Origin of the sequence: Ancylobacter pratisalsi (assembly GCF_010669125.1) — a bacterium.
In the GTDB taxonomy this organism is placed as follows: Bacteria; Pseudomonadota; Alphaproteobacteria; order Rhizobiales; family Xanthobacteraceae; genus Ancylobacter; species Ancylobacter pratisalsi.
Genome location: NZ_CP048630.1, coordinates 898,692 through 922,120, shown reverse-complemented (window position 1 = coordinate 922,120; position 23,429 = coordinate 898,692). Strand labels below are relative to the sequence as shown.

At 64.3% G+C, this 23,429-nt stretch carries 23 protein-coding genes, 1 pseudogene and 1 riboswitch; of the genes and pseudogenes, 11 read left to right on the top strand and 13 right to left on the bottom strand.

The window, feature by feature from the left end:
• Positions 1–23: 23 nt before the first annotated feature.
• Positions 24–440: pseudogene (locus G3A50_RS22970) on the top strand (transposase family protein); the annotation flags it as partial.
• 7 nt (positions 441–447) lie between these two features.
• Here the strand turns inward: G3A50_RS22970 and G3A50_RS04565 are convergent.
• Genes G3A50_RS04565 through G3A50_RS04540 form a run of 6 tightly spaced genes read right to left on the bottom strand, consistent with a single transcriptional unit; the run spans position 448 to position 6,391 of the window.
• A complete protein-coding gene (locus G3A50_RS04565; RefSeq protein WP_163074163.1) occupies positions 448–819 on the bottom strand; it encodes a Na+/H+ antiporter subunit G in 372 nt (123 codons plus the stop codon).
• Between the two features lie 8 nt (positions 820–827).
• Positions 828–1,097, bottom strand: a complete 270-nt coding sequence (locus G3A50_RS04560) for a K+/H+ antiporter subunit F (RefSeq protein WP_163074162.1) — start codon at positions 1,095–1,097, stop codon at positions 828–830.
• Entirely contained in the window at positions 1,094–1,582 is a 489-nt protein-coding gene (locus G3A50_RS04555; protein ID WP_163077294.1) for a Na+/H+ antiporter subunit E, read from the bottom strand. Before G3A50_RS04555 ends, G3A50_RS04560 begins: the two co-directional genes overlap by 4 nt.
• A gap of 10 nt (positions 1,583–1,592) precedes the next feature.
• Entirely contained in the window at positions 1,593–3,134 is a 1,542-nt protein-coding gene (locus G3A50_RS04550) for a monovalent cation/H+ antiporter subunit D (protein WP_163074161.1), read from the bottom strand.
• Positions 3,131–3,532: a Na+/H+ antiporter subunit C gene (locus G3A50_RS04545; protein ID WP_163074160.1), complete on the bottom strand. Its 402-nt coding sequence runs from the start codon at positions 3,530–3,532 to the stop codon at positions 3,131–3,133. Before G3A50_RS04545 ends, G3A50_RS04550 begins: the two co-directional genes overlap by 4 nt.
• A 3-nt stretch (positions 3,533–3,535) precedes the next feature.
• Entirely contained in the window at positions 3,536–6,391 is a 2,856-nt protein-coding gene (locus G3A50_RS04540) for a monovalent cation/H+ antiporter subunit A (RefSeq protein WP_163074159.1), read from the bottom strand.
• A 160-nt stretch (positions 6,392–6,551) separates the two neighbouring features.
• Here G3A50_RS04540 and G3A50_RS04535 point away from each other — a divergent pair, with 160 nt between their 5' ends.
• From G3A50_RS04535 to G3A50_RS04525, 3 genes are all read left to right on the top strand, one after another.
• Positions 6,552–6,920 (top strand): hypothetical protein, encoded by a 369-nt coding sequence (locus G3A50_RS04535; protein ID WP_163074153.1) that lies wholly within the window; start codon positions 6,552–6,554, stop codon positions 6,918–6,920.
• A 599-nt stretch (positions 6,921–7,519) separates the two neighbouring features.
• Positions 7,520–8,059, top strand: coding sequence for a TRAP transporter small permease subunit (locus G3A50_RS04530; protein WP_163074152.1), 540 nt, complete (start codon positions 7,520–7,522; stop codon positions 8,057–8,059).
• A 54-nt stretch (positions 8,060–8,113) separates the two neighbouring features.
• Positions 8,114–9,526 (top strand): TRAP transporter large permease, encoded by a 1,413-nt coding sequence (locus tag G3A50_RS04525; protein WP_163074150.1) that lies wholly within the window; start codon positions 8,114–8,116, stop codon positions 9,524–9,526.
• A gap of 25 nt (positions 9,527–9,551) precedes the next feature.
• Here the strand turns inward: G3A50_RS04525 and G3A50_RS04520 are convergent, their stop codons facing one another.
• The gene (locus G3A50_RS04520) at positions 9,552–10,070 is read right to left on the bottom strand and encodes a hypothetical protein (RefSeq protein ID WP_210255219.1); all 519 of its coding nucleotides are present in this window, start codon (positions 10,068–10,070) and stop codon (positions 9,552–9,554) included.
• Between the two features lie 246 nt (positions 10,071–10,316).
• Between G3A50_RS04520 and G3A50_RS04515 the strand changes: the two genes are divergently transcribed.
• Complete coding sequence (locus G3A50_RS04515) at positions 10,317–11,594, top strand: multidrug effflux MFS transporter (protein WP_246252124.1); 1,278 nt, start codon at positions 10,317–10,319, stop codon at positions 11,592–11,594.
• A gap of 58 nt (positions 11,595–11,652) precedes the next feature.
• On the opposite strand, the gene G3A50_RS22545 is transcribed toward G3A50_RS04515, so the two are convergent.
• Positions 11,653–12,015 (bottom strand): NUDIX hydrolase, encoded by a 363-nt coding sequence (locus G3A50_RS22545; protein WP_246252122.1) that lies wholly within the window; start codon positions 12,013–12,015, stop codon positions 11,653–11,655.
• 449 nt (positions 12,016–12,464) lie between these two features.
• On the opposite strand from G3A50_RS22545, the gene G3A50_RS04505 reads away from it, so the two are divergent.
• Positions 12,465–13,031 (top strand): RBBP9/YdeN family alpha/beta hydrolase, encoded by a 567-nt coding sequence (locus G3A50_RS04505; RefSeq protein ID WP_163074147.1) that lies wholly within the window; start codon positions 12,465–12,467, stop codon positions 13,029–13,031.
• Between the two features lie 12 nt (positions 13,032–13,043).
• Here G3A50_RS04505 and G3A50_RS04500 read toward each other — a convergent pair whose 3' ends face one another.
• Together G3A50_RS04500 and G3A50_RS04495 are read right to left on the bottom strand one after the other, a co-directional pair.
• Positions 13,044–13,253, bottom strand: coding sequence for a hypothetical protein (locus G3A50_RS04500; RefSeq protein WP_163074146.1), 210 nt, complete (start codon positions 13,251–13,253; stop codon positions 13,044–13,046).
• A 111-nt stretch (positions 13,254–13,364) separates the two neighbouring features.
• Positions 13,365–14,024 carry a phosphatase PAP2 family protein gene (locus G3A50_RS04495; RefSeq protein WP_163074144.1) on the bottom strand — a complete coding sequence of 220 codons (660 nt, stop codon included), beginning with the start codon at positions 14,022–14,024 and terminating at the stop codon, positions 13,365–13,367.
• Positions 14,025–14,406: 382 nt separating this feature from the next.
• Between G3A50_RS04495 and G3A50_RS04490 the strand changes: the two genes are divergently transcribed.
• The 5 genes from G3A50_RS04490 (at position 14,407) to G3A50_RS04470 (ending at position 19,566) form a co-directional block, all read left to right on the top strand.
• Positions 14,407–16,698: an MHYT domain-containing protein gene (locus G3A50_RS04490; RefSeq protein ID WP_246252120.1), complete on the top strand. Its 2,292-nt coding sequence runs from the start codon at positions 14,407–14,409 to the stop codon at positions 16,696–16,698.
• Positions 16,699–16,751: 53 nt separating this feature from the next.
• Positions 16,752–16,873, top strand: a riboswitch (TPP riboswitch).
• Positions 16,874–16,920: 47 nt separating this feature from the next.
• Positions 16,921–17,934 carry a glycine oxidase ThiO gene (thiO, locus tag G3A50_RS04485; RefSeq protein WP_163077289.1) on the top strand — a complete coding sequence of 338 codons (1,014 nt, stop codon included), beginning with the start codon at positions 16,921–16,923 and terminating at the stop codon, positions 17,932–17,934.
• Complete coding sequence (thiS, locus tag G3A50_RS04480; protein ID WP_163074142.1) at positions 17,912–18,109, top strand: sulfur carrier protein ThiS; 198 nt, start codon at positions 17,912–17,914, stop codon at positions 18,107–18,109. The genes thiO and thiS overlap by 23 nt, the downstream gene beginning before the upstream one ends.
• Position 18,110: 1 nt before the next feature.
• On the top strand, positions 18,111–18,941 hold the full coding sequence (locus G3A50_RS04475; protein ID WP_163074141.1) for a thiazole synthase: 831 nt from the start codon (positions 18,111–18,113) through the stop codon (positions 18,939–18,941).
• A 19-nt stretch (positions 18,942–18,960) separates the two neighbouring features.
• The gene (locus G3A50_RS04470) at positions 18,961–19,566 is read left to right on the top strand and encodes a thiamine phosphate synthase (protein WP_163074140.1); all 606 of its coding nucleotides are present in this window, start codon (positions 18,961–18,963) and stop codon (positions 19,564–19,566) included.
• Between the two features lie 203 nt (positions 19,567–19,769).
• On the opposite strand, the gene G3A50_RS04465 is transcribed toward G3A50_RS04470, so the two are convergent.
• The 3 genes from G3A50_RS04465 to G3A50_RS04455 form a co-directional block, all read right to left on the bottom strand.
• The gene (locus G3A50_RS04465) at positions 19,770–20,321 is read right to left on the bottom strand and encodes a DUF2087 domain-containing protein (RefSeq protein ID WP_163074138.1); all 552 of its coding nucleotides are present in this window, start codon (positions 20,319–20,321) and stop codon (positions 19,770–19,772) included.
• Between the two features lie 244 nt (positions 20,322–20,565).
• Positions 20,566–21,933 carry an NAD(P)H-dependent oxidoreductase gene (locus G3A50_RS04460; RefSeq protein ID WP_163074137.1) on the bottom strand — a complete coding sequence of 456 codons (1,368 nt, stop codon included), beginning with the start codon at positions 21,931–21,933 and terminating at the stop codon, positions 20,566–20,568.
• A gap of 127 nt (positions 21,934–22,060) precedes the next feature.
• Complete coding sequence (locus G3A50_RS04455; protein ID WP_210255218.1) at positions 22,061–23,353, bottom strand: coiled-coil domain-containing protein; 1,293 nt, start codon at positions 23,351–23,353, stop codon at positions 22,061–22,063.
• Positions 23,354–23,429: the final 76 nt, after the last annotated feature.

Sequence of the window (23,429 nt, the reverse complement as noted above, 5' to 3'; positions counted from 1 at the left end):
GCCGCGACTAGGCTCAGGACGCGATGCTGAACGGGATCATCTTCGTCAATCGGGACAGGCTGCGCTGGCGGGATGCGCCGAGGGACCATGGGCCGCACAGGCATTGTGTAACCGACGGAAGCGGTGGGGTGTTCACACGCATGATGGAAGGTCTATCCGCCCAGGGGGCCGAACCCCAGACCGTCACGCTCGATACGACCTGTCTCAAGCCCTCCACACGGCTTCCAGCCTTGGGGTAGAAAGGGGATCTCGGCCGCCTGACCTGCCGGATCGGTGGCAGCATGAACACCAAGGTGCACGCCGTCACCAATGCCTATGCCCGCCCCCTGAGCTTCTTCATCACGGCGGGCCAGATCCGCGATTATACTGGCGCGGTGGCCTTGCTCGACGAGCTGCGAAAGGCGCAGTGGATGCCGGCTGATAGCGGCCATGACGCCGACACGCCGATCAATCGCCTCGATGAGGGGCCCCTTCAAGCGTTGCCCAGTCCACCTTCCTGCCGGTTGGAGGGAGACGGCTGCGTTCTTCTTTGCTCCTCAGGATGTGAGCCTTGGCGATCATATTGGCGCTGACGGGTGCGGTGAGGAACAGGAACAGCGTGATCAGAAGCTCGTGGAAGCTGATCTGGCCGTGCTGCGTGAGAAAGTACAGCATTGACGCGATGAGCAGGCTGCCAATGCCCAGTGTTGTCGCCTTGGTCGGCCCATGGAGCCGGCGCATTGTGTCCGGCAGTTTAACGAGCCCGATAGAGCCTACCAGAATGAAGAAGGCACCGATGAGGATCAGGGCGGCGACGGTCAATTCGGCGATGGCGTTCATTGTTATGCTCACTCGATGACGTTGCCGCGCAGCAGGAACTTGCAGAAGCCGACCGTCGTCACGAAGCCGACCATGGCGAGCAATAGCGACACTTCGAAGTACATCATTGTGCCGAATACGATGCCGAAGAGGACGACAAGGCCGATGGCGTTGATGGCCAGCGTGTCGAGAGCGAGCACCCGATCCGTCGCATCCGGCCCCGTGATCAGCCGATAAAGCGTGAGAACCAGCGAGACGCATATAGCGGCCGCCGCGATCATGGAAGCGATGGTGGTCATTCGAAAATCCTTATCAACCGGCGCTCATAGCGAGCCTTGGCCGATGCGACGACTTCGTCCGGGTCGGTCGTTTCCAGGCAATGGACAAGCAGCGCATGGCCGTCAGCACTCAGATCAGCGCTCACCGTACCCGGGGTCATGGTGATCGTGCCCGCCAAAATCGCGATGGCCTCGGGAGTCTTCAAGTCGAGCGGAATGGTAACGTACTGGGATCTCAGACTATTCGCGCGCCTGAACAGGATGAGGTAGGCCACTTGCACGTTCGAAACGACGATATCCCACAACACCAGCAACAGATACTCGATGATCGTCAGGGGCGCCTTGAGCGGCGCACTGCCGGGCCAGAAACGCGCCGTGAACAGCGGGACGAGCAGGCCAAGGGATGCTCCCAGCACCACGGCGCCGGCACTGAATTCATTGACCAGCAGAATCCAGACGACTGCGATGACAACGGAAAGAAGAGGGTGGGGAAGGGCGCGAGCCATCATCGTGTCCTTACTCCTCCAATCCTGCGGTGCGAACGTTGTGTCGGCCGAGCACTGCCTCGACATAGGCATCGCGGTCGAGCGACTGCCGGGCGGTGGCCTCCATCCACATCATCGCCGGGCCGGCGGCCGCGGTCCAAGCACCTGTGAGCGCGAGTAGTATGATGACGGCGATGACGGGCACCGCTTGGGTGCTTGCGGGAAGGTCTTCAGCCCGTGTTTCTTCGGGCGGGCGGCTCGACCAGAACAAGGTGGATCCCGCGCGCACAAAGCCGAGCGTCATGACCAGGCTGGTGCCCAGGATGAGGGCCCAGATCCACGGCCAGATCGACGAGACCCGCGTTGCCTCCAGGATCATCACCTTGCCGAGGAAGCCTGAGAGAGGTGGCAGGCCCACCATGGCGATGGCCGCGAGCAGATAGAGGCCCCCGATCAGGATTTCGCCGTGCATGGCAGGTGCCGGCACAAGCCGGTCCTCGGTCACGCCGCGCCCGTCGGCGATCAGCCCCGCCAGCAGGAATAGGGCTGCCCCTGCAAGCGTGCTGTGCACGACGTAGTACAGCGCTGAACTGACACCGGTGACGTCGAAAAGGCCGAGGGCGATTAGCAGCGTGCCCATGGACGCGACGATGGCAAAGGCAGACAGGCTTTTCAGATCGCGGCTGCCGAGCAGGCCGATCGTGCCCAGCAGCAAAGTGGCAAGCGCGGCCGGCAGGACGAAGGGGGCTGCGACGAATGCCATGGCCCCAGCCTCTGCGCCGAAGACGAGGCCGTAGACACGCAGGATGGCATAGGCGCCGACCTTGGTCATGATCATGAAGATCGCGGCCGCAGGTGGGGAGGTCGAGGCATATGTGGCGGGCAGCCACCAGTGCAGCGGCACCAGAGCGGCCTTGGTGGCGAAAACCAGAAAGAGCAGAAGCGCTCCGGCCTTCAGCAGTCCCTGATCCGCCAGCGCGACATCGGGAATCTTCATGGCGAGATCGGCCATGTTGAGCGTGCCCGTGACGGAATAAATGAGGCCGACGCCGATGAGAAAGAGCGTCGAGGCAATGAGATTGATGGCGACATATTGAAAGCCCGCCTTCAGCCGCTCTCGTCCACCGCCATGCAGCATCAGACCGTAGGATGCGATCAGCATCACCTCGAAGAAAACGAACAGGTTGAAGACGTCGCCGGTGAGGAAGGCGCCGTTGATGCCGAGAAGCTGAAACTGCAGCAGCGGGTGGAAGTGCTGTCCGCGCCTGTCCCAATCTGCCGCCGCGTAGAGCGCCACGCAGACCCCCAGCACGCCGGTCAGCACCAGCATTGTCGCCGAAAGTCGGTCCAGCACGAGGACGATGCCGAATGGCGCGGGCCAGTTGCCGAGCCGGTACGCCTGCGGCACGCCGTCGGCGGCCTCAACCGCCAGGCCGATCGCCACCATCAAGCCAAGCACCGTTGCAATAAGCGAGACCACACGCTGCGCCTCTGGCCGGTGCCGGAGTGTCAGGAGCAGGAAAGCCGCGGTGAAGGCGGGCAGCAGCGCCGGAACGATGATCCAGTTGTTCATGCCCGGACATCCTCAGGCGGCAAGGGGCCAGGACCACCGTGATGCCCGTCAGGGTGTTGCTGCTCCCGCACCCGGCGCTGATCGAGGTCGGAGCTGTCCGAGCCGATTTCGAGGAAGCCGCGCAGTGCGAGCACAACAATGAGCGCGGTCATGCCGAAGGAAATGACGATGGCGGTCAGTACGAGGGCCTGTGGCAGAGGGTCGGTGTAAGCCGCCGCTTCCGGCGAGATGATAGGGGGGCGACCCACGGTGAGGCGGCCCATGGTGAACAGGAACACGTTCACCGCATAGGAAAGGAAAGTGAGACCGAGGATCACCGGGAAGGTCCGTCCGCGCAGAATCAGGAAAATGCCGACGGAGGTCATGATGCCGACGGCGCTGGCAACGAGCATTTCCATCGATCAGGCCTCCTGCGGCTGTTCGTGATCGGGCGTGCCCTCCAGGGCGATGTCCATTGCCTCGTCGTTCGCCGGCAATGGATCGACGCGTTGTCCGACACGCGAGAGCTGCGCCAGGGAGAGCACCATGACGCCCACCACGGTGAGGAATACGCCCAGGTCGAAGACCATGGCGGAGGCCAGTTCGAACGTGCCGACGATCGGCAGGGTGAAATAGCCGAAGGTGCTGGTGAGGAAGGGCTTGCCGAAGGCCCAGGCGGCGATGCCCGTCAGTCCGGCGATTCCGACGCCTGCCCCGATCATGGCCTGCGAATCCATCCGTTTGCGATCCGCCGCCCAGCGATAGCCCGACGCGATGTACTGAACGATCAGCGCAATCGCCACGACAAGCCCGGCAATGAAGCCGCCGCCGGGCTGATTATGGCCGCGCAGGAAGATGAAGACGCCGACTGTCAGGGCAAGTGGCAACAGCACCCGCCCGGCCACGACCAGCAGCAAAGGGTGAGCATCGCCGGATTCCACCCTGGGCAGCTGCATGCGGACCCGTCGCAGCGCGTGGCTCTTCAGATTCACGTCCAGCAGCGCGAAGATGGTCACGGCGGCGATACCAAGCACGATGATCTCGGCGAAAGTGTCGTAGCCACGGAAGTCCACCAGGATGACGTTGACCACATTGGTTCCGCCGCCGCCGGGTTTCGACTGGGCAAGGAAATAGTCTGCGATACTCGTGCCTTCTCGCGTCATGACGGCGTAGGCGAGCGCGCCGCAGCCCAGTCCGCCGGCCCCGGCAAGAATGCCGTCCCGCCAGCGCCCGGGAATGCTCTGCTCCCGCGGGGTTGTCTTGGGCAGAAGGTTCAGCGCCAGGAGCAACAGGATCGTCGTCACCACGTCGACGGAGATCTGGGTCAGTGCCAGATCCGGTGCCGAGAACTGAACGAAGCCGAGCGCCACGACGAGACCGACCACGCTGGTGAGGATCAGGGCGGGAAGACGGTCGCCGTGACGAACCACCACCGCCAGGCTCGCAATGGCCAGCAGGACCCATGCAACGAGCGCCGGAATCGTGATCGGCAGCGGCATGCGGGTGGCCTCGCCTTGCGGGGCACTCCAAATGGCGTAGCCGCCAACAGCGAGCAGCGTGACGAGGATGGCCCGCAGATAGAACGAGAGAGAGCCGTTGTGCACCCAACCGATGATACGGCGAGCGGCCAACACCGCGCCTTGGGACGCGGCCTCGAACATGTCGCGGGCCTCCGGGCGGATAAAACGCAGCCGGACAGCATTCAGTTTGGCATAGGACAGAAACATCAGCGCGCCACCGGCGAACGCGAGCGCGCTCATGATCAGCGCCGGTGTGAGGCCGTGCCAGAGCGCGAGATAGTAGTCCGGCAGCGGACCGCCGACGACCGCGCCCGCGGTGAGTTCGACCAGCCGGCCCGCGACGGCGCCCGGAAAGAGGCCGATGGCCAGGGCCGGTACGATGAGCATGGCAACCGGCGCCCACATTCCAATCGGCGGATCATGGGGATGATGAGGGTAGTCCTGGCGAACCGGCCCGAGGAAGGTGCGGATCGCAAAACGCGCCGAATAGGCGACCGAGAAAAGGGCTGCGATCGTTGCGAGCAGCGGAAACAGCCACGCGATGCCGGCATAGGAGGTGTGGGCCGCCTCTTCCAGCATCATCTCCTTCGACAGGAAGCCGTTGAAGAGCGGAACACCGGCCATGGAGGCCGTGGCCAGCATGGCAAGTGTCCCGGTGATCGGCATGAGCGTCGCGAGCCCGCCAAGGCGAGGGATATCGCGCGTTCCCGCCTCATGGTCGATGATGCCGGCGCTCATGAACAGCGCGGCCTTGAAGGTTGCGTGGTTTAGAATGTGGAAGACGGCAGCCACCGCGGCCATTGGCGTTCCCAGGCCCAGAAGCATGGTGATCAGGCCAAGATGGCTCACCGTCGAGAAAGCAAGCAGTCCCTTGAGATCATCCTTGAAGTTGGCGATCCACGCCGCAATCACCATGGTCGCGAGACCGACGGGGGCGACGATAAGGAACCAGGCGTCCGTTCCCGCGAGCACCGGCCAGAGCCGCGTCAGGAGGAAAATGCCGGCTTTCACCATGGTTGCCGAGTGCAGGTAGGCAGAGACGGGCGTCGGCGCTGCCATGGCGTGAGGCAGCCAGAAATGAAACGGGAACTGTGCACTCTTTGTGAAAGCCCCGAGCAAGATCAGCAGCAGCGCCGGCAGATAGAGTGGAGACGCCTTGATGATGTCGCCGCGCGACAGGATTTCAGAGAGCTGGTAGCTGCCGGCGATATTACCGAGGATGAGCAGGCCACCGATGAGCGCCAGGCCGCCGCCGCCGGTGACCACCAGAGCCATTCGCGCACCCTGGCGCGCATCTTCGCGGTGTCGCCAAAACCCGATCAGCAAGAAGGAGGTGAGGCTGGTCAGCTCCCAGAAAATCAGCAGAAGGATGATGTTGTCCGAGAGGACCACGCCAAGCATCGCGCCCTGAAACAACAGCAGGTAGGCGTAGAAACGGCCCATCGGGTCGCTGCGATCAAGGTAGGAGCGCGCATAGATGATGACCAGAAGTCCCACGATGAGGATCATCGCGGCAAAGAACAGGCCTAGACCGTCGAGCATGAAGGAAAAGGATAGGCCGATCTGCGGAACCCAGGGCAGGCTCACAAGGACCGTTTCACCACCGAAGACAGGCGCCGCCTGGGAAAGCAGCAGTGCTAGCGCTGCCAGCGATACGAAGCCTGTTGCGCTCGCGCACACGTCGCGGCCGGAGCGGATGAGGAGCGGCGGAAGCATCGCTCCGATCAATGGCAAAAGGGGTACGAGCCAAAGCGCCATGAACTCGAGGGTCTCCTAGGCTGGACGCGCGATTTTACGTCGGACCTGACTTCTTCAATTGCGCAGAATTCCGAAAGTGGATTCAGCGACGAGAGTGAGCGGTAGCCTGCTGCCAAACGCGTCTCAGAAACGACCGCGAGACAGGTGCACGGACTTTGGGATGAGCGCTCCCTGCCAGAGCAATCGCGGGCGAGTTGTCGATGACGGTCCCGCCAGGTTTCCACGGGAGAGAGGCCGCCGCTGCGGTTTCGATGTTCATCGAAAGCCTCTGTGTCCGTACATATGGCAGGAAAGCGGCCTCACCATTCTGGAAAGTGTAGGGAATTCAGATGCGTTTTTAAATGCAGCTGAAGCCAAGCATATGCGCCACATTTTGCGCCATGAGGGCAAGGTGCATGCGAACAGCGTCATATTGTCCGGATTAGGCAAGGAATACCGTGTCCCACATCAGATCCTGCGCGGCGGCCCGACCAACGCAAAACCTGCCTTTACTGAAAGTGGAAAAGGCACCCGGTCGTATCTTGCTTGATACATAAGGCATTGTCACGCAATTTTCGATTGTTCGTGCTTTGGTCCGCTGCCTGCGGGTGGCCGGCTCCCTCACTGGAAAAACGCGTGGGAAGGTGCGGCCCAGATCATGGTCGCGCGGCCGAGTGTGCGGCCGGCGATTGCGAATGTGTTCGCCACCCCTTGAAACAGCAGGCACCAGAGCGGCGAGTTGCCCTTTCCCCGACCGATGCGGGGATAGGCAGCCCGGATGGATTGCGCCCTTCATCCGTGTGTAGCGGTGGGAGAATTCAAGGCGCAGTGTTTCAGGAGGTCGGCGAAGGAGATGACCCGGAGCAGGGCATAGCCGTGCTGGGCCCCGCTGTCGGCGCGTGCATGATGTGATCGGCGCACGGGTTCATGGGGGGAGAGGTTCCGCGATCCGCCGCCGTTTCCGGACGCACCGCCTCCAGCATCTTGCACAGCATCCGGGTGGAGTTTCGATCAGACGCGGGCGATTTGGTCTTGCGGTTTAAATTGCGTGAGACGATCGTCTATCTTGCCGAAAATGGCGCAGGCGGCGATTTCAGCGTCTTCTGAAAGCCACAACGACAAAAGTCGGCGACAAGAGGGGAACGTGCGATGAGTGGGCTGCTTGCCCTCAGTCGAGGAATCGACTGGTTCAATGAACAGTTCGGTCGCCTTGCTGCGTATTTTGTGCTTTTCGCCGTTCTGATCAGCGCGGGTAACGCAACCGTCCGCTATATTCTGAGCTACAGTACCAATGGACTGCTGGAGATCCAGTGGTATCTCTTCGGTGCCGTGGTTCTCCTCGGAGCGCCCTATACGCTGAAGATGAACGGTCACGTCCGTGTCGACCTGCTCTATATGATGCTTTCGCCCCGCGGGCGGCTCTGGCTCGACGCGGGCGGGTTTACCATCGTTTTGATCCCGGCGGGCATCTTTCTCACCTCACTGAGTTTCCCGTTCTTTTGGCAGTCATTCCTTTCGGACGAGGTGTCGCAGAACGCAGGAGGGCTCATCTTGTGGCCGGCGAAGTTGCTGCTGCCGCTGGGTTTTTCCCTGCTCACCATCCAGGGCCTCTCGGAACTCATCAAACGCGTAGCGGCGCTGCGCGGGGTCATCACCATCGAGACCGAATACGAAAAGCCGCTCCAGTGATGGGCTGGCTCGGCAACTCACCCATCCTTCGACCCCGATAGCAGAGAGATCCGCATGTTCTCCCATGGCGTAATGCCTCCGCTGATGTTCGGTGGCATGATCTGCTTCATGCTGGCCGGGTTCCCGGTTGCCTTCTCGCTGGTCGCGGTCGGGCTGTTCTTCGGCACGGTCGGCATTCTCACCGACCACTTTCATCCGAGCTTCCTGCAGGCGCTGCCGTTCCGTTTCTACGGCATCATTTCCAACGACCTGCTGCTGGCCATCCCCTTCTTCACCTTCATGGGCGCAGTGCTGGAGCGATGTGGCCTCGCCGAGGACCTGCTGGAAGGCACGGGCAAGCTGTTCGGCAAGCTGCCCGGCGGTCTGGCCTATGCGGTGATCCTTGTGGGCGCGGTGCTCGGAGCGATTACCGGTACGGTCGCAGCATCGGTGATCGCCATGGGAGTGATCTCGCTGCCGGTGATGATGCGATATGGCTATGACCAGAAGCTGGCCACGGGCGTGATCGCGGCCTCCGGCACCATCGCGCAGCTGATCCCGCCCTCACTGGTGCTGATCGTGCTCGCCGAGCAACTGGGTCGCTCGGTCGGCGACATGTATCTGGGGGCCATCGGCCCCTCGATTCTGCAGGTCGTCCTGTTCCTGACCTATATTTTCGTGTTGTCGATCTTCAAGCCGAAATTGATGCCGCCTTTGCCGAGAGAGGCGATCGGCCAGAGCGGCTGGCCGGTGATAAAGCAGGTGCTGCGCGGCATGATCCCGTCGATCGTGCTGATCGGGCTGGTCCTCGGCACCCTCGCGCTTGGTCTTGCGACGCCGACCGAGGCGGGCGCGATGGGGGCGGTCGGTGCCATCGTCCTCGCGGCGGCGCATCGGCGGCTGACCTGGGACCTGCTGCGTCAGGCCATGAATTCGACCATGCGGCTTACCGCGATGGTGGTGTTCATTCTTATTGGCGCAACCTGCTTCAGCCTAGTCTTCCAAGGCATGGACGGCGCACTCTGGATCGAGCATCTGCTCTCACAGCTTCCCGGTGGGCGTCTCGGCTTCCTGATTTTCGTCAACATATTCGTCTTCTTCATCGCGTTCTTTCTCGACTTCTTCGAGATCGCGTTCATCATCGTGCCGCTGCTGGTTCCAGTGGCGCAAAAGCTGGACATAAATCTGATCTGGTTTGGCGTGCTGCTCTGCGCGAACATGCAGACCTCGTTCATGCATCCGCCCTTCGGCTTCGCGCTGTTCTACCTGCGTGGCATTGCACCGCCCTCAATCCGCACCTCGCAGATCTACAAGGGCGCCATTCCGTGGCTGTTCATTCAGCTCACGGTCGTTGCGGTGGTGACGTTGTGGCCGGAAATCGTGACCTACTGGCTCGACAGTGGCCCCAAGGTGGACCCTTCGACGATCGAACTGAACATTCCGCAGTTCGCGCCGCCGCCTCTCGACATGGGCCCGCCTCAGTTCTGAGGCGGGCTTCCGTTCATCATTCAGTTCAAAATGCAGGCCGCATGACATGCCGCGAGCCGCGCACGGCGGCGAAGCCGGCGATAGCGAACAGGATGAGCACGATCGCTTCGGCAATGGCGAAGGGCGGCTCAGACTGGGTCGGCGCGAGAGCATGAAGCGCCGGCACCTTGCCGAAGGCCTGAGCCACGCCGACAAAGACAAGAAGATAGAGGCTGGCAACGATCCCGATCGCATACACCACGTTCCAAATGCCGACGCGGCGGAAGTGGTAGCGAGCCGGCACGGTGACGGCGAGAATGACGAGTGCCACAATACCGATGATGTGCGACGGCAGCACGCCCGTAAAAGGAAAGCCGAAGCCGGTGGCGCTGGTCCCGATAGCGGTGATCAGAAAGAGCGCGGTCAAGCCGGCTCGGTCCTTGCCGCCGATGAGGTCAAGCAGGGCAATGAATCCGGTTGCTATCGCGATCAGGCTCAGCCAAGTGTGAAAACCGGTCCAGGTAGTAGGATCGAACATGATGGACGCTCCCCCGTTGCGCTCCATCGCCTGTGGAGCGTCCCCGTCTCGCCGCCAGACCATCCAGCCCGCCGAGCCGTGGCGTTTACAGGATAGCTCTCATCAAAGAGTGCTGCTAGCGCCAGAGCGGCGGAGGTGTTGGTTTTCCCGGCCCGGGAGGTGTCGACGTCGTCCTGAAGGGGCTACGTCTTCCGTCGAGTTGGGGTTGCTGCGCTTTTGAGGCATATATCGGATTGCGGCGTGTTCTCGTCGCACTAGATCATCGGAAGTGTCATGGCAGTCCTAGCTCCCACGCCGGAAAATCCCCATCCCGGCATGGGTTTCCGCGAATTCGTTCTCTTCGTCGCAGCGATGATGGGGACGAATGCCATTGCCATCGATTCGATGCTTCCCGCACTTCCGGCGATTGGCAAGGCGCTGGGCATCGATACTGCCAACCACACCCAGCTGGTGATTACATCCTACCTGCTTGGCTTTGGCGTAGCTCAGATAATCTACGGGACGCTTGCCGACCGCTTCGGCCGGCGTCCGGTTCTCCTCGTTGGTCTGGTGATCTACACGCTCGCTTCGGTCGGAGCGTCATTCGCCTGGTCATTTGAGGTGATGCTGACGGCTCGGGCTCTTCAAGGCATCGGGGCTGCGGCGATCCGTATCCTCGCCGTGACCATTGTCCGCGATTGCTATTCGGGGCGGCAGATGGCGCGTGTCATGTCGCTGGCCTTCATCGTGTTTCTGTCGGTGCCGATTCTGGCGCCGTCGATCGGCCAGGTCATCGTGCTGTTCGCGCCCTGGCGTGTGATCTTTCACTTGCTGTGCCTGTTGGGTGTGGTGCTGATCTACTGGACCTGGAGGCGCCTGCCGGAAACGCTGCATCCCGAAGATCGAAGCCCGATCTCTCTCGCCGGAATCCGCCATGCATTCGGCCTGGTTTTCCGCACCCGGGTTACGGTGGGCTACATGCTGGCCATGACGATGGCGATGGGCGGTCTGTTCGGTTTCATCAGCTCGGCCCAGCAGGTGTTCGCCGACACGTTTCAGGCCGAGCGATTTTTCACGCTTATTTTCGCGATCATCGCATTCTTCATGGCGCTGTCCTCACTGGTGAACGCCCGAATCGTCGAGCGGCTTGGAATGCGCCGGGTGTCTCACGCGGCGCTCCTCGGCTACATGGTGATCGCGCTTCTCCATGCCGGCGTTGTGCTGGCGGGCTTCGAGAATATCGTCACCTTTTCCATCCTGCAGGCGGCGATGATGTTCTTCTTCGGCCTGATGGTCTCCAACTTCAACGCGATGGCGATGGAGCCGGTGGGGCATGTCGCCGGTACCGCCTCATCAGCGCTGGGTTTCGTGAGCACGGTGGGGGGCGCGTTGCTGAGCTTCCTGCTGGGACAGAGCTTCGACGGCACGACGCGGCCTCTCACGGTGGGATTTGCCACGCTGTCCGTCTTCGCGCTGATTTTCGTGCTGTTCGCCGAACGTGGCCGTTTGTTCAATGTGCACGGAGCGGCGGGATACGCGCCTTCCCCTGGAGGTTCATCCCCGGGCAAGTGACCCGGCTTCCTTGGTGAACAACGGGGCACCTGCGATCCTGGCGCAACAGAGGCGATCGTCAGCCATCCGTCGTGGAGGGCTGTTCGTCTTCGCGTTTCACGTTGCGTTGCGGCAGGAGCTTGCGCCAGGCGGTTGACTGCGTGAAGTCGGTGATCAGCCCGCCAAGATCGGTCTCGTCCACAAGCAGAGCGGCGTCTTCCGGGGCCATCCAGCTTTGTTCGCGCTCATGGCGTTCCGGCCAATCGGAGAGCTGGCGCCGCACCGCGAGCGGATAGACCGACACCTTCACCAGCGCGAAATGGGTTTCGAAACGCTTCCAGTAGAGGTACTGGCCGAGCGGCTTTCGGCTGATATCCCCGACCACGCCGGCTTCCTGGCGCGCTTCGATCTCGGCGGACTTCCAATCCTTGCGATTCTTCATGGGCCATCCCTTCGGGATAACCGCACGGCGGGTCTCGCGCGAACTGACGAGCAAGATCTGCAACTCGCCCTGGCTGTTGACGCGGAAAGGCAGGGCGGCGACCTGCCCGAGGGGGCGGCCGTCATTTACGCGACGCTTTTTCTGCTTAGCTTTCGTCATGATCCTAATTTAATTCGAACGTGCCGTTGATGCGATGGCTTGCCCGATAATTCAACGGTTGCGGTACTCTATGACGACAGAGTTGACACTGCTCGCCGGGACGCTTGTCCTCGCTTTGGTGTCGATCCCGCTGCCGGCCGTCATCAGCATCCGCAAGGTGGGATTGAACTACAGGATGGGAACGCGTGACCAGCCCGGGACGGACAGCGGCTCGGTGGCTGGCCGATTGCGTCGTGCTCATTTTGGTAGCCGCGTTGATGCCCATCTGAACTTTCGGGAGAGTGCCTCTTATGCCGGTCGATTTCAGCTCCTTCGATTTCCTGATGGTGCCGGGACGGGAGAACGCCTCGGCCGATCACTGGCAGTCGCATTGGCTTGGGGCCTTTCCCAATTCGAGCCGGCTCCTGCAGGATGACTGGAGCCGGCCCAGGCTCGACGCCTGGACCGGGCGCCTTGGCACCGCGATTGCTGCGGCGCCAAGGCGGGTCGTGCTGGTTGGGCATTCGGTCGGTGTCGCGACCATCATTCGCTGGGCAGCCGCTTCGCCCGACCGTGCCAGGTCGAAGGTCGCAGCCGCTTTCCTCGCCGCGCCAACCAATGTCGACGACCCCGACGCTTCTTTCGATCTGGTTCGGAACTTTGGGCCGATGCCGCTTGAAAGGTTGCCCTTTCCAGCTTTGGTGGTGGCCAGTCGCGATGACCCGAGGGTGCGTTTTCCCCAAGCCGAGGCCTTCGCCACGGCCTGGGGGGCCGATTTCGCTGATGTTGGCGAACTTGGTCACATCGGCAGCGCGGCAAAGCTCGGCATCTGGCCGCATGGCCTGCTGCTGCTTGGCGGCTTGCTCGGGCGTATCTGACGCCTCGCGCGCCTAATGCTGTGCCAGCATCTGAGCGATGGCCTGGGCGACGTTCTTCGTTACCCGCCGCTTGTAGCGGCGGTGGACGAGCTGGCCATTATGAAAGACGTCCTGCTCGACGTAGAGATTGCTGCCGTCCCAGCGCAGGACGTTGTCGGATTCGACGGTCTCAATGACGCCAATCTCGGGGATCAGTTGACCTTCTGGCACGGTGGCTGACATGCCTTCCTCCTCGCTGGGATACCTACGCGGGGCTCTCTCGACCCCTCGGCTGGAGAATAGCGCGTCGTCATGCATCCGTCATGGCCATCGCACGTTTTCTGCGGCTGATCCCTAAGCGTGATCGCTCTCGATCTGCCGACGGTTTTGCAGCATGAGCGCGATCAGCCAGCACAGGAGTGCCCAGGCGCCGCCGACGCACCATCCAGCGAGGACATCGGTGGGCCAGTGAACGCCGAGATAGATGCGGCTGATGCCAATCAATATCGTCAATCCGACAGCAACGCCAAGCACATAGGCTTTAACGCGTCTTTCGTAGTCGGTGCGGACGATGAGGACGCCGAGGGTCAGGTAGGTCACGGCCGAACCCATCGCGTGGCCACTGGGAAAGCTCAGTGTGTGGACGTCCACCAGGTGAGCGACGAGATCGGGCCGTGGGCGATCGAATCCGATCTTGAGCAGGAAACTCAGCAATACCCCGCCCGCCACGGCCAGGAACACGAAAAGGGCGGTGGCTCGCTTGCGGTCGGCAACGAGGAAGCCGATCGCCGCGAGCGTCACCAGCATCAGAACCGTCGAGCTGCCAAGCGAGGTGATGTCCCTCACGGCCATCTCGAGCCAGCGCGGTCCGACCGGATCGGCAGGGTCGCCGGCAGTGCGGAAGGCGAGCAGGATGGCCTCGTCAAAGGCGTGCGTTTCGCCTTCGACGACCTCGTCGGCAATGAGCGCGAAGATGAGAAGCCCGGCGGCCACGCCGATCAGGGCGAGCACCACGCTGATCTCGGCGGCAGCCCATGCCGGGATGAACTTTCGCGAGCCATTTCCAGACGCCCTTGCTGCTTTACGCATCCTAACTCTTTCCTTCCCTGCACTTGCTGTCGCTGCTCTGGAACCAAAGGCCATCGGCTCGAGTTTCGCTAGTTGGACGCGATCATTTGATCAACCGTGAGTTCGGCCTAAGGGGGTGTTCCTGCCTCTCATCGAGCTTCAAGGGGACATCGTTGGAGGGCCGACGAGCGGATCATATGCGGCGGACGGTGCACTCCCCTAGGCGGGGTGCGGGGGATGTCGGCAGCATGGTATCGGAGGCGATAAGACGTCCGGATGCCCTTGAGGCATCAGTTGTGGGAGCTGCGCGCACGTGCCGATGGATGTGATGGGTTCACATGAACCAGTGCTCGTCGCGGTGTCGATTCTGATCGCCGTTGCCGCCTCTTATACGGCGCTCGATTTGGCAGGCCGCATTCCGCGTGCCCGCAGCGTCGCGAAAGTGGGATGGCTGGCCACAGCCGCTATTGTGCTTGGCGGCGGGATCTGGGCCATGCACTTCGTGGCCATGCTCGCCCTCCACCTCGACGCGCCCGTGTCCTACGACATCGGGCTGACCATCCTTTCATTCACGATCGCTGTTGTCGTCACGGGTGCCGCGCTGGCTCTTTCCAGTCGGTCGAAGGTCAGCCGTCGATCGGTGCTGGCGGCCGGCTGCTTCATGGGGCTCGGCATCGTCGCGATGCATTACACCGGCATGGCCGCCATGCGCCTGAATGGCGAGGTCACGAACGACTGGCGTTTCGTTGCCATCGCCACGCTTGTGGCGATCGCCGCGTCGACGGCGGCGGTTTGGCTGGCGTTTCGCCACCATTCATTGCGGCAGCGTGTTGCGGGCTCATTGGCGCTCGGCATCGGCATCTCGGGCATGCACTACGTGGCAATGTTCGGCACGACGTTGCCGGTGAGTTCACACGAAATGATACCGGACATAGATCCGGGTATCGACAACATCGACATCGTTATCGCTGTCACCGCTGCTACCTTTGTCATCCTTGCCGCCGCGTTGATGGCTGCCGTTCACGATCGTCGGTCCAGCCGCCTGATGGAGCGCGAGGCGCTCCTCTGGCGGGAGGGGGAGGAGCGTTACCGCACCCTCTATCGCCGCACCCCACTGCCGCTGCATTCACTCAACGCCGAGGGGCGGATCGAGCAGGTCAGTGACAGTTGGCTCGATCTCCTGGGGTATGGCCGAGAGGAAGTTGTCGGCCGTCCGCTCACGGACTTCATGACCGTCGATTCCGCACGCCGGCGCACGGATGAGCACTGGCCGCAGCTGCTCGACACGGGCGAACTGCGCGAGGCTGAATACAAGCTGATCGCGCGCGATGGCCGTGTGCTCGACTGCATATTGTCGGCCGTTGCAGAACGAGACAGCGAGGGGCGGCTTACCAAGACGTTGTGCGGATTGATCAATGTCACCGAGCGACGCCAGGCCGAGGAGGCGCTACGCCAGGCTCAGAAGCTAGAGGCCATTGGCCGGCTGACCGGCGGCATCGCCCACGACTTCAACAATCTTCTCGCGGTTATTGTCGGCAATCTGGAATTGGCTCGCAAGCGCGCCCCGGACGAGCCGCGCTTGATCGCGCTCCTCGACAACACCATGCAGGCCGCCCAGCGCGGAGCCGCGCTAACCCAGCGCATGCTGGCCTTCGCGCGTCGCCAGGACCTCAATCCCGAGCCTGTCGACGTTCCCGAGCTCGTGCTTGGGATGGCGGATCTGATGCGCCGGTCAATCGGGCCGAGCATTCAGATCGAAACCCGCTTTCCTCTTGGCCTGCCGCGCGCGCGGGTCGATTCCAACCAGCTCGAACTGGCCCTGCTCAATCTCGCGGTCAACGCCCGCGATGCCATGCCTGATGGCGGAACCATCACCATCGCTGCGCGCGAGGAGGTGATCGTGGCCGACGGTGAACCGGATTCGGAAGAGCTTCCCCCGAATCACTATTTCTGTCTCAGCGTGACCGATACCGGCACCGGCATGGATGACGACACGCTGAACCGCGCCGCCGAACCGTTCTTCACGACCAAGGGAGTCGGCAAGGGGACGGGCCTTGGCCTTGCCATGGTGCACGGCCTTGCGGCCCAGTCCGGCGGTCGGCTTGTTCTCAGCAGTCGGCCGGGGAAGGGGACGACGGCGTCGATTTACCTGCCCCTCGCTGAAGCTGCGGCGAAAAAGTCTGTGGGTTCAGATGCTTATTCTGCGTCGGCGAAAGTCATGGAGGGAGGGCAGGCCCGCGTTCTCGTGGTGGATGACGATCCGCTTGTCCTTTCCGCCACGTCGGCGATGCTGGAAGACCTCAACTATCGGGTGACCGAGGCGTCCTCCGGCAAGGCGGCGCTGGCTGTTCTCGATACCGGTGCCGATTTCGACGTCGTGCTTACCGATCAGGCCATGCCTGGCATGACCGGGGTCCAGCTGGCGGCGGCGATCCGTGAGCGCCGGCCGAACCTGCCGATCATTCTGGGCACGGGCTACGCCGAACTGCCTCAGGATGCCAATGCGGGCGTGCTGCGCCTTGGAAAACCGTTTGGCCGCGAGGCTTTGCACCGCGCCATAGACACCGCGACGCACCGTCCGCCGGACAATGTCGTGAACCTGCCATCCCGTATCGGATGACGTGGGAATAATGCCCGCGGCACGGTGACAATCGTCGGCTCCACGACTATATCAAGCCTGTCCAGGGGAGCCTCGTCAGGAGGCTGAGAGGCCATCGACGCGCATATGCGCGGCATGGCGACCCTTTGAACCTGATCCAGTTGAAACTGGCGGAGGGAGGCTTGCATGACATCCTCTAACGGAACACATGACGGAGCGGTGACGGACCGGGCCGTCAATTCGCTGCGCGTGAAAGTGGTTGGTGCCGGCGTGGCGGGCCTGACCTGCGCCCATGCTTTGGCGTTGCGCGGGGCACAAGTAACTGTCGTTGAACGCAAATCGGCGTCGGGGCAGGGGTGCTCCTGGTATGCTGGCGGGATGCTGGCACCGTGGTGCGAACGCGAAAGCGCCGAGCCGCTGGTGGCCGAGATGGGCCTTGAATCGCTGGATTACTGGCGGCGCGAAGTCCCGGATGTGCCCACCGAGGGCAGCCTGGTGCTGGCCCAGCCGCGCGACCTGCCAGACCTCAGGCGGTTTTCGCGCCGTACCACGAACTATGAATGGATCGACGGCCAGCGCCTTGCCGCGCTGGAGCCGGATCTTGAAGGGCGTTTCGACCAGGGGCTTTTCTTCCCCACCGAAGCGCATCTGGAGCCGCGCAAGGCGCTCGCCGCGCTGACCCGCAAGCTCACCGGCCAGTTCGGCATCGACATGCGCTACGAGGCCGATGGGTACGATGAGGCGGACGATCAGGCCGATCAGAGCGATGTGGTCATCGACTGTCGTGGCCTCGCCGCCCGCGACCAGCTGGCCGACCTTCGCGGTGTGAAGGGCGAGATGCTGGTGCTCTATTCCACCGAGATCGCCCTGAAGCGGCCGGTGCGCATGCTCCATCCGCGGATACCGGTCTACATCGTGCCGCGCGGCGACGGGCACTTCATGATCGGGGCCACCTCGATCGAGAATGACGAGCGCGGGCGGGTGACGGGGCGCTCGATGCTGGAACTGCTGTCGGCGGTCTACGCCCTGCACCCGGCTTTCGGCGAGGCCGAGATCGTCGAGATCGGCGCCGATGTCCGGCCCGCCTTTCCGGACAATCTTCCGCGCATCCGCCGTCGCGGCAAGACCATCTACGTCAACGGTTTCTACCGCCACGGCTACCTGCTGGCGCCGGCGCTGGCGCGGCGGGTGGCGGAACTGGCGTTCGACGGGACGCATTTCCCGGAGGTCATGGATGAAGATCATCGTGAATGGTGAGCCGGCCGACACCGGGGCTGGCACGCTCGCCGAACTGCTCGGCGAACTTGGCCTGGCAGAGGCCATCATTGCTACGGCGCTGAACGGCGCTGTCGTGCGCGCGGTCAAGCGGTCGGGGACGCCGATCGCCGATGGTGACCGCGTGGAAATACTCGCTCCGATGCAGGGAGGCTGAGATGGACGCCTTGACACCCAACACCGCCGGTCTCGAAACCGCCGGCCTTGCCGATGCCGTGGACTTCTACGGCACGCGGGTGGCCTCGCGGCTGCTGCTGGGCACGGCGCAATATCCCTCGCCCGCCATTCTCGCCGACGCGATCCGCGCCAGTGGCGCCGAGATCGTCACCGTCTCGCTGCGCCGCGAGTCCGGGGCGGCCAAGGCGGGGCAGAGCTTCTGGAAGATCATCCGTGATCTCGGCGTGAAGGTGCTGCCCAACACGGCGGGCTGCAAGACGGTGAAGGAAGCCGTGACCACCGCCGAAATGGCGCGCGACCTGTTCGACACGCCCTGGGTCAAGCTGGAGGTGATCGGCGAGGACGACACGCTCCAGCCCGACGTCTTCGGGCTGGTGGAGGCGGCACGCATTCTCGCGCGCGACGGGTTCCAGGTGTTTCCCTACACGACCGAGGACCTGGTGGTGGCGGAGAAGCTGATCTCGGCCGGCTGCGAGGTGCTGATGCCCTGGGGCGCGCCGATCGGATCGGGCCGGGGGCTCAACAACCCTTACGGCCTGCGTTCGCTGCGGGCGCATTTCCCCGGCGTTCCGCTGGTCGTCGATGCGGGCATCGGCCTGCCTTCGCACGCGGCGGCGGCGATGGAGATGGGCTACGATGCCGTGTTGCTCAACACGGCGGTGGCCAAGGCGGGCGACCCGGTGCGCATGGCGCGCGCCTTCGCCCGTGCGATAGAGGCCGGCCGCGAGGCCGTGATCGCCGACCCTATCGACGCCCGCGACATGGCCGCACCCTCGACCCCGGTCATGGGCCGGGCCGTTCTCGGCGATTGACCCTTCAGGCAGGTGCGACATGAAGCTCGACCCGTTCTATCTCATTGTCGACCGCACCTCATGGTTGCCGCGACTGTTGCCGCAGGGCGTGAAGCTGGTGCAGCTGCGCGCCAAGGATATGGACGAGCCGCAGCTTCGCCGCGAGATCGCGGCAGCGCGGGATGTCTGTGAGCGCTATGGCGCCCAACTGGTGGTGAACGACCATTGGCGCCTCGCCATCGACGAGCGGTGCGACTTCGTCCATCTGGGGCAGGAAGACCTTGCCGAGGCTGACGTGCCGGCCATTCGCCGCGCCGGCATCCGGCTCGGCATCAGCACTCATGACGAGGCGGAACTGGAAATCGCGTTGGGCGCGCAGCCGGACTATGTCGCGCTGGGTCCGGTCTACCCGACCATCCTCAAGAAAATGCGCTGGGAGCCGCAGGGCCTGGAGCGTGTCACCCGGTGGAAGCAGCGCATCGGCGACCTGCCTCTGGTCGGCATTGGTGGGCTCACCATCGAGCGCGCCGCAGGCGTGCGCCAGGCCGGGGCCGACAGCCTTGCCGTGGTGACCGACATTCTTCTCAACGACAATCCCGAAATGCGCGCGCGCGACTGGGTGGTCGCCACTCGCGAGATGGCGTAAGCGCCACGCCGGCTCGACGAGCCGGCGTGAGGCGATGCCGTGCGGCCATGCCTTTCCGCGTCCGGGCAGGGGGGCGCGCGGCCTTCAACACCGGCCACGACATCGCGGCATCATTTCCGGGCTCCAGCTGTTGGGACGTGAAGCGGATCGCGCTGGCGCCGCCTCCGCTTCACGTTCCGTTCGCGCGCGGCCGGCGGGCCGGGCTAGGCCCGCGCCCGCTCTCGCAGCCCTGTCAGCATGACGGCCAGTTCCGGCGGCGGAGCACGCTCGACGCGGGAATACTCGCGTCCGTCCGGCGTGCGGCGAAACAGGCCGAACTCCACCAGCTCGCGGCGCAGCAGGGCATGATCGCCGAACAGGTGAAGCCGGTTCAGCTCATCATTCATCCGCCGTTCCGCGAAGGTCTCGCGCGCCGGCAGCCTCGACCACAGCACCCACAGGCACAGTTCCTGCTGGTTGCGCTTCTTGGGCCAGCGCACCAGCTGGCCCTCGGTGTCGAAGACCCGAAGCGTTCGGGCGCAGCGGGTGTGATCGGCGGTGGGGGCGGGCGGTGGCGGCGCGGCGCTTTCCAGCCGGAGGCGGGCCTGACTGTCCGCGCGCAGATGCTGAAAGTTCCGGAAGCCGGCCCCGCGCGCCAGCATGTTGAGAATCTCCACATGGCCGGGCGCGCGATCGAGCGCGGTGATCTGTCGGTGGAGGTTTCTGGCGAGGGCGGAGATATCCGGCGCCTCGAACGGCAAAACGGTTCGGGTCATGACCTATCCTCGGTACGTGCCTTTCCGCGAGGAAGTGTCGGGGTTGCCGTCTTGCGACCAGGCACGAGGACAAGTGCGGGGTCTGAACGTCTTGCAGGTTTAGCTCCCCGTGAGGGGCGGCAACGCCTCGGTGAACTGCTGACCGTGGCGCGTGAGATAAGCGAAGTCGCGCTTTCTGTCCAGATGGGGCGCCCACGCCTCCATCGGCCGAACATCGCCCGATGGAGGCGTGGAGCGGGGCGCACTATTGCGCGGCCACCGCCGTGCCGGCGAAGGCACGCTCCATCTCGCGGCGCAGCCGCACGATTGCCGTATCCTCAATGGACACATCGGCCCAGCCGACAACGTTGCCAGCGGCGATGTCGCGTTTCAGCGTGACGCGGTGGGCAAGGCCGATGGGCAGGGCGCCGCGCGCCAGCGAGGCGGCGGCGGGCAGCACCTTGCCCCACACTGTGTGTCCGCCCTCGCCATCCAGCACCTCGCCGCTCTTCAGCGCACGCTTCGCCACCGCGACGACATCGCCATTGAAGGCATCCGTGGTTCCGGTCGGCTCGCCGCGCAGGGCGGCGGAAGCCACACTGACGCCCAGCTCCAGCCCGATGAGGTGATTGGGGCGATAGAGCGCGGTGTAGCGGCCGGAGGAATCGGTGACCACGCCATATTCCTTGAAGCAGCGGCGGGCGTAGTCGCCCTGCGATCCCGGCTCGGCCTCGAACACCACATAGACGCCCCAGCGCAGGTCCCGATACACCGGCCGGCCGTCGCGCTCGATGCTGGAGACGGTCTCGACCGTCCCCGACTGCTCCAGCACTCCGCCCGCGCTGCGCGGGCGCAGGATGGTGGCGAGGTCGTCCACGCCGCAGGGCGGGAACAGGAGGCCGTCCGAGGGCGCCGCAAGGCCGGCGGCATTGGCGATGGCGGCCATCTCGATGGCGGATTTGGTGCCGTCGAGGAAGGAATTGAACATCTGCGCGTTCATGCCGCCCTCCGCCGCCTGCTCGGGGGTGAGGCCGTAGTGCTGCCACACCGTGTCCGGGGTCGAGGCGTGATAGGCGGGCAGATACTTGGTGCCCTTGCCGGCGGCGACGACATGGAAGCCGCAGCACCGCGCCCAGTCCACCATTTCGCACACCAGCGCGGGCTGGTCGCCATAGGCCATGGAATAGACCACGCCGGCCTGCCGGGCATGGGTGGCCAGAAGCGGCCCGACAAGGACGTCGGCCTCCACCGTCACCATCACGATGTGACGGTCGTGGGCGATGGCCTTCAGCGCGTGGGCCGCGCCCGCCGCCGGGCTGCCGGTCGCCTCGATGACGACGTCCAGCCCGTCGGCCGAAATGAGCGCCTCGGCATCCTCGGTGAGCATGGTGCGCCCGGTGCGCAGCGCCTGATCGAACGAGGTGGCGACGGCGGCGTCGGTGTCCCAGCCGGTACGCTCCAGCGCCGCGCGGGCGCGGGGGGCGGACAGGTCGGCGATGCCGAGCAGATGCAGACCGGGCGTCGTGCGTACCTGCGACAGGAACATGGAGCCGAACTTGCCGGCGCCAATGAGGCCGACGCGCACCGGGCGGCCGACATCGGCGCGCGCCTTTAGCATGCGGGCGAGATTCATGGGCAGTGTCCTCCTGGGATGGCGTCCTTGGGCCGCCGTTATTGTAAGCGCCCGAAAGCGCTTGTCGGCACGCTCCCGCGATCGAAGCATTCACGGACCTGCGCGGGTTTGGCGCCCCGCACCGGCCTCAGCTCGCGATCGCGCGATCCTGTTTCGGCGTACGCTTCGCCGTGGCCGCGCCGCCCGGCGCTGGCGCGGGCGTTTCGCCGGCCTTGTCCTGCAGCGCGCGAATGCGGTCGGCGAGGGACACGCTGCCGTTCTTCTTGCCCTTCTTGTCCGCCGGCGTGGCGGAGAGCAGGGCGTTGATCGGCGAGCCCGGTCCCTCCAGCGCGGCGGTCAGGTGGGCGACCTCGGCGGCGATGTCGCTGATGCGCTCGCGCAGCCGGGCGGTCTCGCCCGGCTCGTCGGGGGCGGCCATGGCGGTGGGAATGAGGGTGTCGAGCCGGCGCTGAAGCTCGGCGCGATCCTCGCGCGCCTTGGCGAGCGCGCCTTCCAGCATCGCCTTTTCGGCGCGCACCATCTCGGCGGCGTCGTTGGCCTGCCGGGCCGAGGCTTCCGCGCTCTGCTGCGCGGATCGGGCCTCAGCGGTGGCGCGGGTCGCTTCCGCCTCGACGGCGTCACGCCGGGCTTCGGCGGCGAGGGTGCGCTGTTCCAGTGAATCGGCGCGCAGCCGCAGCGCGGAAACCTCGGCGCGCAGGGCGGCGGCCTCCGTGCTGACGGTGCCGAGCTCGTTCTCGGTCTCGGTAAGGCGGGTGCGCAGGTCGCGGTTGCCTGCGACTTCGATCGACAGGCTCTCGGAGGTGGCGCGCAGGGTCGAGCGCTCGGTTTCCAGATGCGCGTTGGTGGCGGCGAGCAGGCGTTCGAGCTCGGCGACGCGTCCTGTCAGCGTGTCGCGCTGCGTCATCAGCGCGACCTGCTCGATCCGCAGTTCGTTCTCGCGCGAGGAGGTTTCCTCGAGGCTGTGGCGGGTGCTGGTGAGGTCGGCGAGCGTGGCGGCGAGACGCGCGCGCGTCTCTTCCAGCTCGCGGTTGCGGACGGCGAGCGCGCCGCTGACCTCGCGCTCCTGCAATGTCAGGCTGTCGTGGCGACCCTGAAGGTCATTGAGCCCGGCGAGAGCCTCGTCGAGGCTGGCCTGGCGGGCGCGCAGATCTTCGTCCTGGCGGGCGATCCGTGTCCACAGCTCGGCCGAGTGAGCCTGATGGCGCTCGACCTCCAGCTCCAGCCGACGGGTCTCCACCGCGAATTCGGCACGCTGCTCGTCCTTGTCGGCCTGGATCTCGCTCAGGGAGACAGGGATGGCGCCCTCGATGCGCCGGCGTGTGAGGCGCACCGCGCGGCGCCAGACGGCCGGAAGCGTCAGCAGCGCCAGCAGCGTCGCTGTCAGGAAGCCGATTGCGGCGTACATGATCGTCTCGATCATGCGGGCGATCTCACCTCGTACTCGGCACGGGGCGTGCCTTTCGAGCACAACCTAACGGCCAACGGTTACGAACACC